Origin of the sequence: Sphingomonas sp. (assembly GCF_035555815.1) — a bacterium.
Classification (GTDB): domain Bacteria; phylum Pseudomonadota; class Alphaproteobacteria; order Sphingomonadales; family Sphingomonadaceae; genus Sphingomonas.
Window position 1 is genome coordinate 1 of record NZ_DATMGG010000219.1, and the last position, 16671, is coordinate 16671.

A 16671-nucleotide genomic window follows, 5' to 3' on the forward strand; every position below is an offset into this window, starting at 1 on the left:
CCGGCATTGGCGATGCCCAGCACCAGCGTGCGCGCGCCAAGCGCCACCGCTTCCTCCAGCCCGACCCGTTTCAGGCCCAGCGTCAACGGGCAGTCGTCATAACGGAATTCGCCCACGCAATCGTCGGGGCGGAACACCGCCAGCCCGCGTGACGTCTTGATACCCAGCTCATCGGTCGAATGGCCGAGGTAGAGGAGATACGGACTGTGGATCATGGCCTACCTGTTGCAGAACTCGGCCGAACGGTAGGACGGTGCCGTAGCGCGCCCAAGAGATTGTTGGGCCGCCCTGTATAGAGTGAGGTTATGGGAGCGCGCGGAAACACCGATGAACCGTCCCCATTTCCTGCTATCCACCGCCGCGATGATGGCATCGCTGGGTTGCGGCGCCGGTTCGAGCGGTGGCGGCCAAGGCGATGGAACCAGGGCAGAGGGCAGCGGGCCGGACGACGGTGCGGGTCGAGGGATCGGGCGGGCCGATCACCATCATCGACGACGGCTGGGGCATCCCGCACATCCGCGCCGGCAGCAAGCCTGACGCATTTTTCGGCCAAGGCTACGTCGTCGCCCGCGACCGCCTGTTCCAGATCGACCTCGACCGCCGCCGCGAGCTGGGGCTGCTGGCGGCATCGTTCGGGGCGCGCTTTGCCCCGCACGATCATCTGGCGCGGCTGCTCCATTTTCGCGGCGACATCGACGCCGAGCTGGCGGCGATCCCGGCCGAGGTGGTGGCGTGCGCACAGGGCTATGTCGACGGCGTCAACGCGCGCATCGACGAGGTGACCGCCGATCCGGCGAAGCTGCCGCCCGAATTCGGCATCCTCGGCCTCACCCCGCTGCGCTGGACGTTGCGCGACCTGATCCGGTTGCGTTCGGCCGACATGGGCGATCTGGACGACGAGGTGCGGCGCGCCCGGCTGGCGGCGCGCGGACTGCTCGATCAGGACAATCTGACCGCGCCGCTGGCGTGGGGATGGCGGCCGGTGGTGCCCGAGGGGCTCGACCTGTCCGCGATCTGCGAGGCCGATCTGGGTATCCTGGCCGAAGGGAGCGGGCCATTGCCATTCGGGCCGGACGTCCTCGCCGTCCATGATCCCGACGCGGCGCGGCGCGACCGCGCGGCGCAGGGCAGCAACGCCTGGACGATCGCCCCGTCGCGCAGCGCCAGCGGCCGCGCGATCCTGGCCAATGATCCGCATCTGGGCGTCGGCGGCGCCGCCCCCCGTCATCTCGCGCACCTGACCGCGCCGGGGCTCGACGTGATCGGCGGCGGCTATCCCGGGCTGCCGGGGATCATGCAGGGCCATACCGATCGCTTCGCGTTCGGCCGCACCAATTTCCATATCAACCAGGAGGACATGTTCGTCCTGGAGACGCACCCCGACGACCCGGAGCTTTATCGCCACGATGGCAGGTGGAAGCGGTTCACCCGCGTCGAGGAGTTCATCGCGGTCAAGGATGGTGACGCGCTCACGGTCACGCTGCGCCATGCCGCGCAGGGGCCGGTGATCGCCACCGATCCCTCACGCCGCCGCGCCACCGTGCTGTCGTCAGTGTCGCTGCGGCCCGGCGCCAACATGACCTTCGCCATCATCGCGCTCAACCTGGCGCACGACTGGGCGTCGCTGCGGGAAGCGGCGCGGCTGCACGTGTCGCCGACCAACCTCCACTATGCCGATATCGACGGCAATATCGGCTGGCAGGCGATCGGCCATGTGCCCATCCGTCCGCGTCACGACGGCCTGTTGCCCGCGCCCGGCGAGGGCACCCATGACTGGACCGGCATCCTGCCGATCGAGCAGATGCCGAGCAGTTTCAATCCGCCGGGCGGCTGGATCGCGTCGGCCAACCAGATGAACCTGCCGGCGGACTATCCCGCCACCGACCGCGCGATCAGCTTCACCTGGAGCCCCCCCTATCGCTACGACCGCATCGCCGAGGTGCTCGATGCCCAACCGCGCCACACGCTGGCCGACAGCATCGCGCTCCAGCATGACGAACTGTCGATTCCGGCGCGGACGCTGATCCCGCTGTTGCCGGGGGAACAGACCGGCACGGCGGCGATGGCGGCGGCGATGCTGGGTGGCTGGGATTTCCGCGTCGGTGCCGACAGCGCCCCCGCCGCGCTGTTCGAGATGGTGTGGATCGAACTCGACCACGCATTCCGCGCGACCGTGGTGCCGGAGGGCGCGCGCGACCTGATCCGCTCGATCGACGCCACCCAGCTGCTGCACCTGATCGCCCATCCCGACTCGCGGTTCGGCCCCGTCCCCGCCGCCGGGCGCGACGCGCTGCTCGCCACCGCGCTGGCGGCCGGGTGGGAGCGCGCGGTGCGGGTGTTCGGGCCTGATCCGGCCAGGTGGCGGTGGGGCGACGCGCACCGCGTCACGATCCGCCATCCGCTGTCCGCGCTGCCCGGCATCGCCGCCGCCTTTCCCGCGATCACCGGCGGACGATCGGGCGGCGACGGCTTCACGGTCAACGCGCGCGGCTATGTCGCCGGGCAGGGCTATGCCGTCACTCACGCCGCCAGCCTGCTGATCGTCGCCGACGTCGGGGCGTGGGACAACAGCGTGGTGCTCAACCTGCCGGGCCAGTCGGCCGATCCACGCTCGGCGCATTATCGCGACGCCTACCAGCCGTGGCTAACGGGGACGATGCAGCCGCTGCCGTTCAGCGCGGCGGCGGTCGATGCCGCCGCCCGCCAGGTGACGGTGCTGGAGCCTTGAAGCATGATCCGATCACGCTGATGCGGAACATGCTCCAATTGTCTTTTGTGCTCGCACTTTCCGAGTCAGCAGATGACGCCACCTGCCTCGAAGATGCTTTAGCGCCAGACGCGATAGCAGCGGCGGTAGCGGCCGTGTTGGCCACGCACCCAGCGGCAGCGCGTGTAGGCGCGCCCGCGACTCCAGCGGCGATTCGGGCGATAGCGGTGGCCGCGATCCCAGCGCCGGCCTTTGTTCCAGCCGTCATGATGGCGGCTCCAGCCGCTACGCGTCTGGGCGTCCGCCGGCACCGGGGCCACGGTCACGGCCGCCAACAGCCCCGCCACGGTCAATGCGATCAATTTCATCCATCCTACTCCCGTACACGCCCGGCATACCGGGCACGGGAACAATGCGCGCGCCCGGCGGCATGTTCCCCAACGGACGATGCCGCGCGGCGCCGAAGCGGCCGCGCGGCACGCAGGAGCGTCAGACGCCTACCAGCGGACGCGCACCTTGTGGCACCGCTTGACCTTGCGGTGGTGGACCCACTGGGTCTTGCACACGGTCTTCCACCGCTGGCCGTGCTTGCGCGCCTCGACGGGGGTGGCGCTGAACGCCACTGTCGCGACCAGCGCGGCCGCACCGATGCCGAGAATCCTGCTCTTCATGCGCGTCTCTCCAACTGTTCCGGCGGTGATGCCGCCTGAGGGGCGGAAAGCGCGAGCGGACTGATGGTTCCGTGACGAACGCGACGCCCGCGCCGAACCTGGGATCAAGCCCCGGGCCCGCTCAGTCCCCGGTCAGGATGCGGTCGACCAGCTGCTTGACCGTCGGCACGAAGCCGTTGGAATAGAAGGGATCCTTCTTGAAATTATAGGCGCCGTGGCCGGCGAACATCAGGTTTTCATCGACCGGGCCGCCGTGGGCGATGTCCTGCAACGTCTTCTGGATGCAGAAGCTGCGCGGATCGGCGAGGCGGCCGGTCGAATTGGTTTCGGTATCCGCCCAGGACGAGAACTGGCACTGGCTGAGGCAGCCCATGCAATCGGCCTGGTCCTTGCGGATCACGCCCTTTTCCTCCGGCGTGACGAATACCAAGGTGTTGTCCGGCGTCTTGAGCGCATCGGTGAAGCCGTGGCCGAACCATTCGCGCGCGCGCAGCAGGTCGTTGCGCGTCACCCAGAAATTCTTGCCCTTCACCCCAACGTCGAGCTGGAAAGTGTGGTCGCCCGCCTCCTGCGTCGAAAAGGCGATCTGGCGATCCGACCGCGCCTCCAGGCTGCGCAGGAACGGGTTGCGCACCGCCGACGAATAGAATCCGGTCGGCGAGAAGCGGTGGAGCAGGATGTCGCCCTCATCCAGTTCCATCAGCCGCGATTTCCAGCCTTCGGGAATCGGGCTTTCGCGGGTGAGCAGCGGTCGGGTGCCGAACTGGAACGCGATCTTGCCCAATTCGGGGTTGTCGATCCAGTCGTTCCAGTCGCGCAGATACCATACGCCGCCGGCCATCACGATCGGCACGTCGTCCGAAATGCCGCCCTCGCGCATCGTCTCACGCAGCGCCTTGACGCGCGGATAGGGATCCTCGGGCCGCAGCGGGTCCTCGGCGTTCGACAGGCCGTTGTGGCCACCGGCGAGCCACGGATCCTCATAGACCACCGCCGCCAGCCACTCCGCCGCCTTTGAATAGGCGCGCTTCCACAGCGCGCGAAAGGCGCGGCCGGAACTGACGATCGGCAGATAGCTGACGCCGTAGGACGCCGCGATCTCGCTGAGCTTGTACGGCATCCCCGCGCCGCAGGTGACGCCCGCCACCAGCCCGCGCGTCCGGTCGAGCACGCCGTGGAGCACGCGCTGGGCGCCGCCCATCTCCCACAGCACGTTGATGTTGATCGCGCCCTTGCCGCCGGAGATGTCCCACGCGCGCTGCACCTGCTGCACGGCGCCTTCGATCGCGTATTCGACCAGCTCCTCATGCCGATCGCGGCGGGTGAGCGCGCGGTAGACCTGCGGAATGATCTTGCCGTCGGGATCGTAGCTGTCGGCATTGACCGCGGAGACCGTGCCGATGCCCCCCGCCGCCGCCCACGCGCCGGCCGACGCATGGTTGGTCGCGGCCACACCCTTGCCGCCCTCCACGAGCGGCCAGACTTCCTGGCCATTGTAGATGATCGGCGACAGGCCTTTGAACAACGAAACCTCCGGTAAAAATTTGATCGACGCTAGCGATCTCGCCCGCCCGAGGCGAGCAATTTCGGCTAAATCAAGGCACGGGGGCGTCCCATAGCGGAGCCGTACAGATCGGCATAGGCCGCGATCATCACGCCCTCATCGAACAACGCACGGGCGCGCGCCTGGTTCGCCTTTCCGATCGCCCGTCGCTGTTCCGGGTGGTCGATCAGGAACTGGATGCTGTCGCGCAGATGGACCTCGAACCAGTCGTCGGTGATATGGGGGCGATTATCCTCCGCCACCATCGCGCGGATGTCACCCGCCGGCGGCGCGGCGACCGGCAGGCCCGCCGCCATCGCCTCCATCACCGCGATCGGCTGCTGCTCGCTCTTCGACGACAGCGCGAAGATATCGAACAGCCCGACATAGCGCGCCGGATCGGGCAGGAACCCCGGCATCGTCACCTGATCCTCAAAGAACATCGCCTCCGCCGCGTCCATGATCGCCTGGCGTTCCGGCCCCTCCCCGACGATCACCAGGCGGACGTTGCCCGACAGTCCGCCGCAACTGCGCACCAGCATCGGCAGGTCCTTGACCTCGCGCAGCCCGGCGATGGTGCCGATCACCGTCTCGCCCGGCTTTTTGACGAATCCGGGTATCGCCTTGGCATCGGGCTTGCCGGCATAGCGCGCGGTGTCGATGCCGTTGGAAATGCGGTGCAGCCGCGCCGCCGGCTGCTTCCACACCCGGCCGGCGATCTCCTCCAGCACCAGCGACGGCACCGCCAGCGCATGGGCGGCGGGGAGCGCCAGCCGGCGGTACATGTTGCGCACCGGATTGAGCCGCTTCGCCTCATCGGCGTTGAAGCCGTCCTCATGATGGACGAGGGGCGGCAGGCCCTTTCCGAACACGCGCCGCGCCATCACCGCGTCGATCGCGCCCCAGTTATAGGTCAGCACCAGATCGAACCGCCGCATGTAGCGCGCCAGCGCCTCGTACCGTGTGACCGAGGGCTTGCCGGTGAGCGACGGCGGATCCTGCGCAATCTCATAGCGGATTCCCGGCGCGATGGCGTCGCGCGCGCCGAGCTGATCGGGTACGCCGGACACGATGGTGTGCCGCGCACGATCGCCGAACGCGTTCATCAGCCGCACTCCGCGCGCTTCCTTGCCGCCAAGGGAAAAGCTGGAGTGGAGGTGGAGGATGTGGACGGGATGGGACATCGGGCCTTCCCTAGCCCGTTCGTGCCGAGCTTGTCGAAGCACCGTTCTTCTCGTCGGCAAAAGAAATACGGTTCTTCGACAGGCTGGGGACGAACGGTTGATGGGCCGAAACCCTAAATCTCGACCTGGCTGCCCAGTTCGACCACCCGGTTGGTGGGCAGGCGGAAGAATTCCATCGCGCTTTCCGCGTTGCGCAGCATCCAGGCGAACAACTGCTCGCGCCACAGCATCATGCCCGGCCGCGACGACGGCAGCAGCGTCTGCCGCGCCAGGAAGAAGCTGGTCTCCATCATGCGGAAATCGCCGCCGCAGCCGCGCACGCCCTTCAACGCGGCGGGGACGTCGGCTTCCTGCATGAAGCCGAAGCACAGCACCAGCCGGTGGAATCCCTGCCCCAGATCCTCCTTCTTCACCCGCCGGCTATCGGGGACATAGGGTTCGTCGATGATCTTCACCGTCAGCAGGATCACGCGATCGTGCAGCACCTTGTTGTGCTTGAGGTTGTGGAGCAGCGCGTGCGGCACGCCGTCTGCGGTCGACGTCATGAACACCGCGGTGCCGGGGACGCGCGTCGCCGAATTGGCGGCCGACTGGATGAACACCTTGATCGGCATCGCGCTCTCACGCAGCCGGTCGATCATCAGCTTGCGTCCCTTTGCCCAGGTGGTGAGCATGGTGAAGATCACCAGCCCGATCAGCAGCGGCACCCAGCCGCCGTCGGGCACCTTGGTCAGGTTCGCGGCGAAATAGGCCCCGTCGACCAGCAGGAACAGCCCAAGCAGCGGCGCGGCGTAGTAGACCGGCCAGTGCCACAGGCGGAACAGCACCACCCCGAGCAGGAAGGTGTCGATCGCCATCGCCCCGGTGACCGCGATGCCATAGGCCGAGGTAAGGTTCGACGAGGTCTGGAAGAACAGGACCAGCAGCAGCACCGCCGTCATCAGCAGCCAGTTGACCAGCGGGATATAGATCTGGCCGGCGGTCGACGCGCTGGTGTGGTCGATGCGCAGCCGCGGGATGAAGCCGAGCTGGATCGCCTGCTGCGTGATCGAGAAGGCGCCGGAGATCACCGCCTGCGACGCGATGATCGCGGCGGCGGTGGCGATGCCGACCAGCGGCAGGCGCAGGCTGTCGGGCGCGAGCATGTAGAACGGGCTTTCCAGCGCCGGCGTGCCCAGCCGGATCAGCAGCCCCCCCTGCCCCATGTAGTTGAGGATCAGCGCCGGCAGCACGAAGCACAGCCACGACACCCCGATCGGCCGGCGCCCGAAATGGCCCATGTCGGCGTAGAGCGCCTCCGCCCCGGTCACCGCCAGCACCACCGATCCGAGCGCGAGAAACGCCTTGAGCGGATCGTTGATGAAGAATTCGACGGCATAGTGCGGCGAGAACGCCCACAGCACCTCGGGCGTCTTCACCACGCTGAACACGCCCAGCGTCGCGATCGTCAGGAAATAGAGCAGCATGACCGGGCCGAAGAACGCGCCGACCCGCGCGGTGCCGCTCTTCTGGATCATGAACAGGAACACCAGGATGACGACCGCGATCGGCACCACCAGTCCGCCGAGGCCCGGCTGAGCGACCGCGAGGCCCTCGACCGCCGAGAGCACCGACACCGCCGGGGTGATCATGCTGTCGCCATAGAACAGCGCGGTGGCGAACACACCGAGCAGGACGATCCCAGTCGACCATCGCTGGGTCTTGGTGCGGCCGGAGACCAGCGCGAGCAGCGCCAGGCTGCCGCCCTCCCCCTTGTTGTCCGCGCGCATGATGATCGCGACATATTTCACCGTGACGACGATCATCATCGACCAGAACATCAGGCTGATCACGCCCATGATGTGCGGCACGGTCAGTTCGAGCGTGTGATGCCCGGCAAAGGTCTCGCGAAAGGCGTAGAGCGGACTGGTGCCGATATCGCCGAACACGATGCCGACCGCGCCGAGCGCCAGCTTGACGAGCCCGTCACCGCCATGGCCGTGGGCCGTTGGCGAATCCTCGACGGGCGCCGGCGCTGCATCCGCCGACGCTTGGGGTGTCTGGGTCACGGGCGGAGAAACTGCGCCCGGAGGAGATGCACGGAGGTCATCAGGGACCGCATGGCTGCCAATCTACGAGGTGGGCGGGCGGTTAGCACCGCCGCGCGCGCGTAGCAACAGGCGGCGCTTTCACCGGCGTGGGACAGCCCCTATGACAACGCTCACAAGGACCGGAGGAGACCACGATGCGCGTCGGTGTACCCAGGGAGATCAAGAACAACGAATATCGCGTCGGGCTGACCCCGCCGTCGGTGGCGGAACTGACCGCGCAGGGTCATGCGGTGATCGTCGAAACCGGGGCCGGTGCGGGCATCGATTTCGAGGACCAGGACTATGTCGCGGTCGGCGCGCGCGTCGTCGCCACCCCCGCCGAGGTGTTCGCCGGCGCGGACATGATCGTCAAGGTCAAGGAACCGCAGCCGCAGGAGATCGCGCTGCTGGAGCCGCGCCACACGCTGTTCACCTACCTCCACCTCGCCGCCGACAAGCCGCAGGCGGAGGGGCTGATGGCGTCGGGCGCGACCTGCATCGCCTATGAGACGGTGACGTCGCGATCGGGCGCGCTGCCGCTGCTCAAGCCGATGTCCGAAGTCGCGGGACGGATGTCGGTGCAGGTCGGCGCGCATTATCTGGAAAAGGAACAGGGCGGGCGCGGCGTGCTGCTGGGCGGCGTGCCGGGGGTGGCGCCGGCGCGAGTCGCGATCCTGGGCGGCGGCGTATCCGGCATCAACGCGGCGCAAATGGCGGTGGGGATGCGCGCCGACGTCACCATCTATGACATCAACAACGATCGGCTCGCCGAACTCGACATGTTCTTTTCCAGCCAGATCAAGACCGCCTATGCCAGCAAGGCGGCGATCGCGGCGGCGGTGAAGAACGCGCACCTCGTGATCGGCGCGGTGCTGGTGCCCGGCGCGGCGGCACCCAAGCTGGTGACGCGCGAGATGCTCAAGACGATGAAGCGCGGATCGGTGCTGGTCGACATCGCGATCGATCAGGGCGGCTGTTTCGAGACGTCGCACCCCACCACCCACCAGGACCCGGTGTTCGAGGTCGACGGCGTGATCCACTATTGCGTCGCCAACATGCCCGGCGCGGTCGCCCGCACATCGACCTTCGCGCTCAACAACGCGACGCTGCCGTTCGCGCTGCGCCTCGCCAATCTGGGCGCGGAAGCGGCGATGAAGGCCGATCCGCATCTCGCGGCGGGGCTGAACGTCTACAAGGGGGACATCACCTATCGCGCGGTCGCCGACGCGCTCGACCTGCCTTACCGGGCCTGGGCCGGATAGAACCTCTCTCCCGCCGGGAGACAGGGCTAACGCGCCGCCGCCTGCTCCGACAGGAATCGATCGAGCAGCACCAGCCGCATCCCGATCTCACGGCGATAGCGCGTCCCTTGCGGGCTCAGGCGATAGGCGCGGATCCACCACGGCCGCGCGTCCGCGAACCGGCCGGCATCGACATAGGCCATGCCCAGGAAGAACGGCGGCCCCGGATGTTCGGGCGCCAGCCGCATCGCCTGATCGAAGGCGAAGCGCGCCGGGGGCGACACGGTGTCGCCGTCGTGCGCGGCATAGGCCTGCCCCAGCCCGGTCCACAGCGCGGCGCTGCCCTTCGCGCCGGCGACCGCGCCGATCATCAGGTTGACCGCGCTGCCCTTCGCTCCCGATCGCTGGAGCGCGTCGGCGGCGAGGAAATAGGTCTCGGCGTAGGTGTGGCGACCGAACAGGTCGAGCCGCAGCTCGCTCATCTCGGGATCGACCACGCCGGGCACCTTCGACGCCTCGGTCGCGCGGCCGGGCAGCGCCGGGCGCCCCTGCAGCGCATAGCCGGTCGCGCCGAGCATCAGCGCGGCGCCGGCGAACGACCACAGCGCGCGCGGCACGCCCAGCCGCCACAGCAGCGCCGCCGCCCCCAGCCCGACCACCAGCAGCATCGCCCAGCCCATCAGCCGCGCCCCTTTCCGCGCCGAAAGCTGGCCCGCGCCACCCACGCGCCCAGCGCGATCAGCACCAGCGGCGCCAGCCACAGCGGCGCGGTCAGCGGGCTCATCGGCGGATCATAGGTGACATAGTCGCCATAGCGCGCGATCAGCCATTTGCGGATGTCGGCCGGGGCCTCCCCCGCCGCGATCCGCTCGCGCACCAGCGATCGCATGTCGCTGGCCATGTCGGCGTCGCTGTCGGCGATCGACTGGCCCTGGCACACCAGGCAGCGCAGCGTGTCCATCAACGCCTTGGCCCGCGCCTCCTGCGCCGGATCGGCAAGCTGGGTGTTGGCGTAATGCGCGGGCGGCAGCGCGGTCTGGGCGGCGAGCGGCGCGGCGAGCGCGAGCCACAGGCTCGCCGTCATCAGCCGCGCGACAGCCCCTCCCCGTTCGCCGTGAGTTTGCCCAAGGGCGGCCCTTTTCTTCGGAAAAGAAGGACGATGCCTCGACAAGCCCGGCACGAACGGAGGGAACGAACGCGATTTCACCGCGCCTTCCTCAACATCGCGAGGATGCCCGGCACCTCGTCGGCGCGGATCTCGCCGATATGCTGCGCGACGATCCGCCCCTTGCCGTCGATCACGAACGTCTCCGGCACGCCCGACGAGCCGAGCGCGAGCTGGACCTGGCTGGCCTTGTCGTCGCCGATCCGCTCATAGGGATCGCCATAACGATTGAGGAAGCGCGCGACGTTGGCCGGCGTGTCGCGCACCGCCACCGCATCGATCCGCGCGCCGGCCTGTTTCAGCGCCATCAGCTGCGGCGCTTCCGCGATGCACGGCACGCACCAGCTGGCGAACACGTTGAGCAGGCGTGGTTGGCCCTGCCCGAAATCGGCGGTGGCCAGCCCCGGCTTGTCGGGCTGGTTGGCCGGCAGCGCGAACGTCGGCAGCGGCTGGTCGACCATCGCCGAGCGGACGGTGCGGTCGGCGGGCGCGAGCAATTGCCCTGCCACGAGCCACATCAACCCGACGAACACCACGAACGGCACCCAGATCAGCCACCGCTTCATGCATAGGCCTCGCGCAATGCGGTCCGTGCCTCGCGGCGCACCCGGCCGACCAGCGACAGCGCACCGCCCAGCGCGATCAGCGCGCCGCCCAGCCAGATCAACGTCACCAGCGGCTTCCACCACAGCCGCAGCTGCCAGCGCCCGTCGCCGTTATCCTGCCCGAGCACGACATAGAGCTGACCGTCGATCCGCGTCGCGATCGCCGCTTCGTTGGTGGTGGTCGGCGGATTGGCGAAAAACCGCTGCTGCGGCCGGAGCGTGAACGGTGTCCCGCCCTCCCCACGCACGGCGGTCAGCCGCCCCTCGAGCGCCGACCAGTTGGGGCCGATCGCCGGCGCGATGCCGTCGAGCGTGACACGGAACGGCCCGACCTGCACCGGCACGCCGATCCGCGCCGCGACCAGCCGCTCCTGCGTGAAGGCGCTTTCGCTCGCCATTCCGGCCAGACTGACCGCGACCCCGAGATGCGCGATCACCATGCCCCAGGTGAACAGCGGCGTGCGGCGCAGATCGCGCTTCCACAGCGGCGCGACGCTCGCCACCGCCAGCCCGACCGCGAGCGCGAGGCCGATGAAGGGCAGCACGCCGATGCTGCGCGCGGCATCGGCGGCGAACACCACCAGCCCCACCGCCGCGAACAGCGTCACCGCGATCGGCACCGTCATCCGCGTCAGCAGCGCGTTCCAGCCGTCGCGGCGCCAGCGGATCATCGGCCCCGCCGCCAGCGCCACCACCAGCAGCAGCGCGACCGGGCCGACCGCCTTGTCGAAGAACGGCTTGCCGACCGAAAGCTGCACGCCAAAACCGGCCGCGACGATCGGGTAGAGCGTACCGATCAGCACCACCCCCAGGATCACGCTGAGCAGCAGGTTGTTGAGCACCAGCCCGCCTTCGCGACTGAGCAGTTCAAAGGTAGTGCCCGCCTTGACCGTGCCGATCCGCAGCGCGAACAACAGCAGCGCGCCGCCGATGTAGATCGCCAGCAGCGCCAGGATGAACGCCCCGCGTTCGGGATCGACGGCGAACGAATGGACGCTGGTGAGGATGCCCGACCGGACCAGGAACGTCCCGATCATCGACATGGAGAAGGCGACCACCGCCAGCATGATCGTCCACGCGCGCAGCCCGTCGCGGGTCGCCAGCACCGTCACCGAATGGAGCAGCGCGGTGGCCGCCAGCCACGGCATCAGCGATGCGTTCTCGACCGGGTCCCAGAACCACCAGCCGCCCCAGCCCAGTTCGTAATAGGCCCAATAGCTACCGGCGGTGATGCCGATCGTCAGGAAAACCCATGCCCCCAGCACCCACGGCCGCATCGCCCGCGCGAACGCCGGGCCGACATCGCGGGTCAAGAGCGCGCCGACCGCGAAGGAGAAGGCCACGGAAAGCCCGACATAGCCGAAATAGAGCGTCGGCGGGTGGAAGGCGAGGCCGGGGTCCTGGAGCAGCGGGTTGAGGCCGTTGCCGTCGATCGGCGGCGGATCGAGCCGAGCGAACGGGTTCGACGCGATCAGCAGGAAGGCGAAGAACCCCAGCGCGATCGCCGCCTGCGCGCCCAGCGTCGCCACCAGCGTGCGTTCGGGCAGGCGATGTTCGAGCACCGCGACGGCGGCGCCGGCGATGCCCAGCACCGTCACCCACAACAGCATCGACCCTTCGTGATTGCCCCACGCGCCGGCGAACTTGTACAGCCACGGCTTGGCCGAATGGCTGTTTTCCGCGACCAGCAGCACCGACATGTCGGAGCGCAGGAACACCGCGATCAGGCAGGCGAAGGCGATGCAGCCGAGCACGCCGCCGGTGATCGCCACGGGGCGGACGGCGGCGAGGAGTTGTACGCCAATCCCCTCCCCGTTCGGGCTGAGCTTGTCGAAACCCCGTCCCTCTTCTTTCCGGTCGGCCGGAGAGTAAGACCCTTTGACAGGCTCAGGGCGAATGGAGGTTTTTGCCAGCCCGATCGCCGCCAACAGCAACTGCATCAGCGCCATCGCCGCGGCGAACCACAGCGCGGCGAGCCCGGCCTCGGCGATCACGGCTCCAGCGACTCGGACGTGTGCATCGCCCCGGCGGCCTGCGGCGGCATGTAGCGTTCGTCATGCTTGGCGAGCAGGTTGGTCGCGGTGAACGATCCGTCCGCGTTGAAGCTGCCTTCGGCGACCACGCCCGATCCTTCGCGGAACAGGTCTGGCGCGATGCCGGCGAAGCGCACCGGCACCTTGGCCACGCCGTCGGTGACGACGAAGGTCTGCGTCACGCCGTCCGCCGCGCGCTTGAGCGATCCGGCCTCGACCATCCCGCCCAGCCGCACTGCGGTCCCGGTCGGCACGCCCTTTGCGACGTCGCCGGGCGCGTAGAAGAACGCGGCCCCGTCCTTGAGCGCCGACAGCGCCAGCAACCCGGCGCCGATCACGGCGACCAGCGCGAGCGCGGCGAGGATCAGGCGTTGCTGCTTGGGCTTCATGGCCGGCGGAGCGCCTCCGCCGCCGCTTCGGCCCGGCGCATCGCGCGCCAGCTGGCAAAGGCGACCGCCGCCGACGCCGCCAGCGTCAGCGCATAGGCGGCGGTGATGAACGCCCAGTGGTTCATGCCGGCATGTCCCCGCCCTGCGCCATGCGCCGCATCCGCGCCTCGACGCGGTTGGCGGCGATCATCGCCCGCATCCGCATCAGCACGATCGCGGCGAAGAACAGGGTGAAGCCCGACAATGTGAAGCCCAGCGGCCACAGCATCGATCCGTCGATGCTCGATCCGGTCAGCCCGATGCTCTGGCCCTGGTGCAGCGCGTTCCACCACACCACGGAATAGCGGATGATCGGCAGCAGCACGCTGCCGGCGATGCCGAACAGCGCCGGCACCCGCCCGTCGCCACCACGCTCGGCGTCGGCGCGCGCCAGCGCGAGATAGGCGAGGTAGACGAACAAGAGCAGCAGCATCGACGTCAGCCGCCCGTCCCACTGCCACCACGTCCCCCAGGTCGGCCGTCCCCAGATCGACCCGGTGGCGAGGCACAGGAAGGTGAACAACGCCCCCGGCAGCGCGCACGCCCGCGCGGCGACGCTGGCCAGCGGATGGCGCCAGACGAGGTAGGCGATGCTGGAAATGGCGACGCCGCTCCACCCGCCCATCCCCAGCCAGGCGGTGGGGACGTGGATGTAGAGGATACGGACGCTTTCGCCCTGAAGATAGTCGGGCGGGGTCCATGCCAGCCCGGCCCACGCCCCGAACGCGATCAGCGCCACACCGACCCAGAATAGCGGCGCGGTCAGCGGCCGGGCGATGCGCAGGAACCGCGCCGGATTGGCAAGGGCATGGAGAGTGGCCACGGCGGCGTGTCTAGGGGCTTTGTCGCGCTATTTCCACTGTAGTGGTGGGGGTGTCGGGATATCTCCCAAATACGTCCCCGGCGCAGGCCAGGACCCCGTTGCGATAGCGGATGCGATGATGGGGATCGCCAGGTTACCGATGTCCCGCGACCGGGCCCCGGCCTGCGCCGGGGTGGAGCTACCCAAACGCTCACCCCCGGCCGATCAGCCGGCGCGCGATCGAATCGGCGACGTCGCTGGCGGGCTGGCCAATACGGTCCGCCTCGTCCCACACCTCGACCAGCCGGTCGGGGATGCGGGCGATGCGCGATTCGACCTCGGTACGATCGCCCTGCCCGAGATATTCGAGCGAGACGTTGATGATCCCGCCCGCGTTGATGACGTAATCGGGCGCATAGAGGATACCGCGCGCCTGCAGTCGCGCGCCGTCCTGCGGGGTGGCGAGCTGATTGTTGGCCGCGCCGGCCACCGCCTTGCAATCGAGCGCGGCGATCGATGCCTCGGTCAGCACCGCGCCCAGCGCGTTGGGGCTGACGATGTCGCAGGATTGCGCCAGCACTTCCTCGGTCGCGACGACCGCGGCGCCGATCTCCGCGCCCAGCGCCCGCGCGCGATCGACGTTGACGTCGGCGATGGTCAGCCGCGCGCCGTCGGCCGCGAGCAGCCGCGCCACGCTGCCGCCGACGCTGCCAACGCCCTGCACCGCGACATGGACGCCCGCCATGTCGGCCACGCCCAGCGCGCGCGTCGCCGCCGCCTTGATCCCAAGATAGACGCCCAGCGCGGTGAACGGGCCGGGATCGCCGCCCGCGCTGCCCGCCGCCGCCGGCAGGCCGGAAACGTGGCGGGTGCGCGTCGCGATCACCTTCATCCGATCCTCGGACATGCCGACATCCTCGGCGGTGATGTAGCGCCCGCCGAGCGATTCGACCGCGTCGCCGAACGCCTCAAGCTGGGCCTCGGTGATCGCGATGCCCGGCGCGCTCGCCAGCACCACGCCCTTGCCGCCGCCGATCGGCAACCCGGCCATCGCGTTCTTGTAGCTCATGCCGCGCGACAGGCGCAGCGCGTCGGTGGTCGCCGCCGCGCTGTCCGCATAATGCCAGAAGCGGACCCCGCCGAACGCCGGCCCCAATGTGGTCGAATGGATCGCGACCACCGCGCGCAGGCCCGATTTCGGCTCCGCGAACAGATGGATGCCCTCATGATCGTCGTAGTCGGGGAGATCCCAGGCCGTGCTCACTTCCGCCTCCGCATCTGTCGAAGAATATTGCTCTGGAGAGCAATATTATTTTACGGGACGAAGTCCAGCCCAATCTTACGTGCGTGGGAAATGGGGCGACCGACGGGACTTGAACCCGCAACTTCCGGCATCACAAGCCGGCGCTCTAACCAATTGAACTACGGTCGCCGCGAAGCCGCGCGCTTAGCCGGGCTTTTCGGCGCGATCAAGGCATCAAGGACTGGAATCGGTCGATCCGCTTTGGCAAGGACGCGAACATGGTCGCCAACGCCGCCGATATCCACGTCCAGCCGGCCGCCGGATCGGGCTTTCCCGCCACCCCGGTCATCGATTCGATCATGGCCCATCGGGGGGTTCAGCGCGTCCCCAGCCCGAAGCTGACGCTGTTCATCCACAAGGCGTTTCTCGATCCGGCACTGTGCCAGCGGGTGATCGCGCTGATCGACGCCAATCGCCAGCCGTCGACGGTGTCCGACTATAATGGCGACGCCGCGTTCCGCACCAGCGAGACCTGCCACATGCCCGACGACGATCCGGCGGTGGCGGAGATCGACCGACGCATCGCCGCGCTGACCGGGCTCGACCTGCGCCACGGCGAGCCGATGCAGGGCCAACGCTATGCGATCGGGCAGGAATTCAAGGCGCACACCGACTATTTCGACCCGCACGGCGCCGATTTCGTGACGCATTGCACGATCCCCGGTCAGCGCACCTGGACGGTGATGATCTACCTCAACGACGTCGAGGCGGGCGGCGCGACCCGGTTCAAGGCGATCGACAAGATCGTCCAGCCCGAGGCGGGAAAGCTGCTGGCGTGGGACAATCTGCGCGGCGACGGGCGGGTCAACCCGTCGACGCTCCACCACGGGATGAAAGTGCGCGCGGGGACGAAGTACGTCATCACCAAATGGTTTCGCGAGCGCCACTGGCCGCGGTGACGGCGGATGACGTTCAGGTGA

16 protein-coding genes, 1 tRNA gene and 1 pseudogene are annotated in these 16671 nt (G+C 68.6%); 3 read left to right on the forward strand and 15 right to left on the reverse strand.

What is annotated here, in order from left to right; all coding sequences use genetic code 11:
- Window positions 1-215, reverse strand: a pseudogene (locus VNR91_RS12635) (DUF1611 domain-containing protein); the annotation flags it as partial.
- Between the two features lie 200 nt (window positions 216-415).
- Between VNR91_RS12635 and VNR91_RS12640 the strand changes: the two are divergent.
- Complete coding sequence (locus VNR91_RS12640; protein ID WP_325491129.1) at window positions 416-2728, forward strand: penicillin acylase family protein; 2313 nt, start codon at window positions 416-418, stop codon at window positions 2726-2728.
- Between the two features lie 98 nt (window positions 2729-2826).
- Here VNR91_RS12640 and VNR91_RS12645 read toward each other — a convergent pair whose 3' ends face one another.
- The 5 genes from VNR91_RS12645 to VNR91_RS12665 all read right to left on the reverse strand — a co-directional run bounded on the left by VNR91_RS12645 (window position 2827) and on the right by VNR91_RS12665 (window position 8153).
- On the reverse strand, window positions 2827-3075 hold the full coding sequence (locus tag VNR91_RS12645; protein WP_325491130.1) for a hypothetical protein: 249 nt from the start codon (window positions 3073-3075) through the stop codon (window positions 2827-2829).
- 129 nt (window positions 3076-3204) lie between these two features.
- The gene (locus VNR91_RS12650; protein WP_325491131.1) at window positions 3205-3378 is read right to left on the reverse strand and encodes a hypothetical protein; all 174 of its coding nucleotides are present in this window, start codon (window positions 3376-3378) and stop codon (window positions 3205-3207) included.
- A gap of 121 nt (window positions 3379-3499) precedes the next feature.
- Complete coding sequence (locus VNR91_RS12655) at window positions 3500-4903, reverse strand: NAD(P)H-dependent flavin oxidoreductase (protein ID WP_325491132.1); 1404 nt, start codon at window positions 4901-4903, stop codon at window positions 3500-3502.
- A 65-nt stretch (window positions 4904-4968) separates the two neighbouring features.
- A complete protein-coding gene (locus VNR91_RS12660) occupies window positions 4969-6105 on the reverse strand; it encodes a glycosyltransferase (RefSeq protein WP_325491133.1) in 1137 nt (378 codons plus the stop codon).
- A gap of 113 nt (window positions 6106-6218) precedes the next feature.
- On the reverse strand, window positions 6219-8153 hold the full coding sequence (locus VNR91_RS12665) for a potassium transporter Kup (protein ID WP_325491134.1): 1935 nt from the start codon (window positions 8151-8153) through the stop codon (window positions 6219-6221).
- A gap of 176 nt (window positions 8154-8329) precedes the next feature.
- Between VNR91_RS12665 and ald the strand changes: the two genes are divergently transcribed.
- A complete protein-coding gene (ald, locus tag VNR91_RS12670) occupies window positions 8330-9436 on the forward strand; it encodes an alanine dehydrogenase (protein ID WP_325491135.1) in 1107 nt (368 codons plus the stop codon).
- A 26-nt stretch (window positions 9437-9462) separates the two neighbouring features.
- Here ald and VNR91_RS12675 read toward each other — a convergent pair whose 3' ends face one another.
- The 9 genes from VNR91_RS12675 to VNR91_RS12715 form a co-directional block, all read right to left on the reverse strand.
- A complete protein-coding gene (locus VNR91_RS12675; RefSeq protein WP_325491136.1) occupies window positions 9463-10095 on the reverse strand; it encodes a hypothetical protein in 633 nt (210 codons plus the stop codon).
- Window positions 10095-10499, reverse strand: a complete 405-nt coding sequence (locus VNR91_RS12680; RefSeq protein ID WP_325491137.1) for a cytochrome c-type biogenesis protein — start codon at window positions 10497-10499, stop codon at window positions 10095-10097. Before VNR91_RS12680 ends, VNR91_RS12675 begins: the two co-directional genes overlap by 1 nt.
- A gap of 119 nt (window positions 10500-10618) precedes the next feature.
- On the reverse strand, window positions 10619-11146 hold the full coding sequence (locus VNR91_RS12685; protein ID WP_325491138.1) for a redoxin family protein: 528 nt from the start codon (window positions 11144-11146) through the stop codon (window positions 10619-10621).
- Window positions 11143-13179 carry a heme lyase CcmF/NrfE family subunit gene (locus VNR91_RS12690; protein WP_325491139.1) on the reverse strand — a complete coding sequence of 679 codons (2037 nt, stop codon included), beginning with the start codon at window positions 13177-13179 and terminating at the stop codon, window positions 11143-11145. Before VNR91_RS12690 ends, VNR91_RS12685 begins: the two co-directional genes overlap by 4 nt.
- Complete coding sequence (gene ccmE, locus VNR91_RS12695) at window positions 13176-13607, reverse strand: cytochrome c maturation protein CcmE (RefSeq protein WP_325491140.1); 432 nt, start codon at window positions 13605-13607, stop codon at window positions 13176-13178. Before ccmE ends, VNR91_RS12690 begins: the two co-directional genes overlap by 4 nt.
- Window positions 13604-13732 (reverse strand): heme exporter protein CcmD, encoded by a 129-nt coding sequence (ccmD, locus tag VNR91_RS12700; RefSeq protein WP_325491141.1) that lies wholly within the window; start codon window positions 13730-13732, stop codon window positions 13604-13606. The genes ccmE and ccmD overlap by 4 nt, the downstream gene beginning before the upstream one ends.
- Window positions 13729-14469: a heme ABC transporter permease CcmC gene (ccmC, locus tag VNR91_RS12705; RefSeq protein ID WP_325491142.1), complete on the reverse strand. Its 741-nt coding sequence runs from the start codon at window positions 14467-14469 to the stop codon at window positions 13729-13731. Before ccmC ends, ccmD begins: the two co-directional genes overlap by 4 nt.
- A gap of 190 nt (window positions 14470-14659) precedes the next feature.
- Entirely contained in the window at window positions 14660-15712 is a 1053-nt protein-coding gene (locus tag VNR91_RS12710) for a Glu/Leu/Phe/Val dehydrogenase family protein (RefSeq protein ID WP_325491143.1), read from the reverse strand.
- 91 nt (window positions 15713-15803) lie between these two features.
- Window positions 15804-15880 (reverse strand) — tRNA-His (locus VNR91_RS12715).
- An 89-nt stretch (window positions 15881-15969) separates the two neighbouring features.
- Between VNR91_RS12715 and VNR91_RS12720 the strand changes: the two genes are divergently transcribed.
- On the forward strand, window positions 15970-16650 hold the full coding sequence (locus VNR91_RS12720; RefSeq protein ID WP_414712412.1) for a prolyl hydroxylase family protein: 681 nt from the start codon (window positions 15970-15972) through the stop codon (window positions 16648-16650).
- Window positions 16651-16671 lie beyond the last annotated feature (21 nt).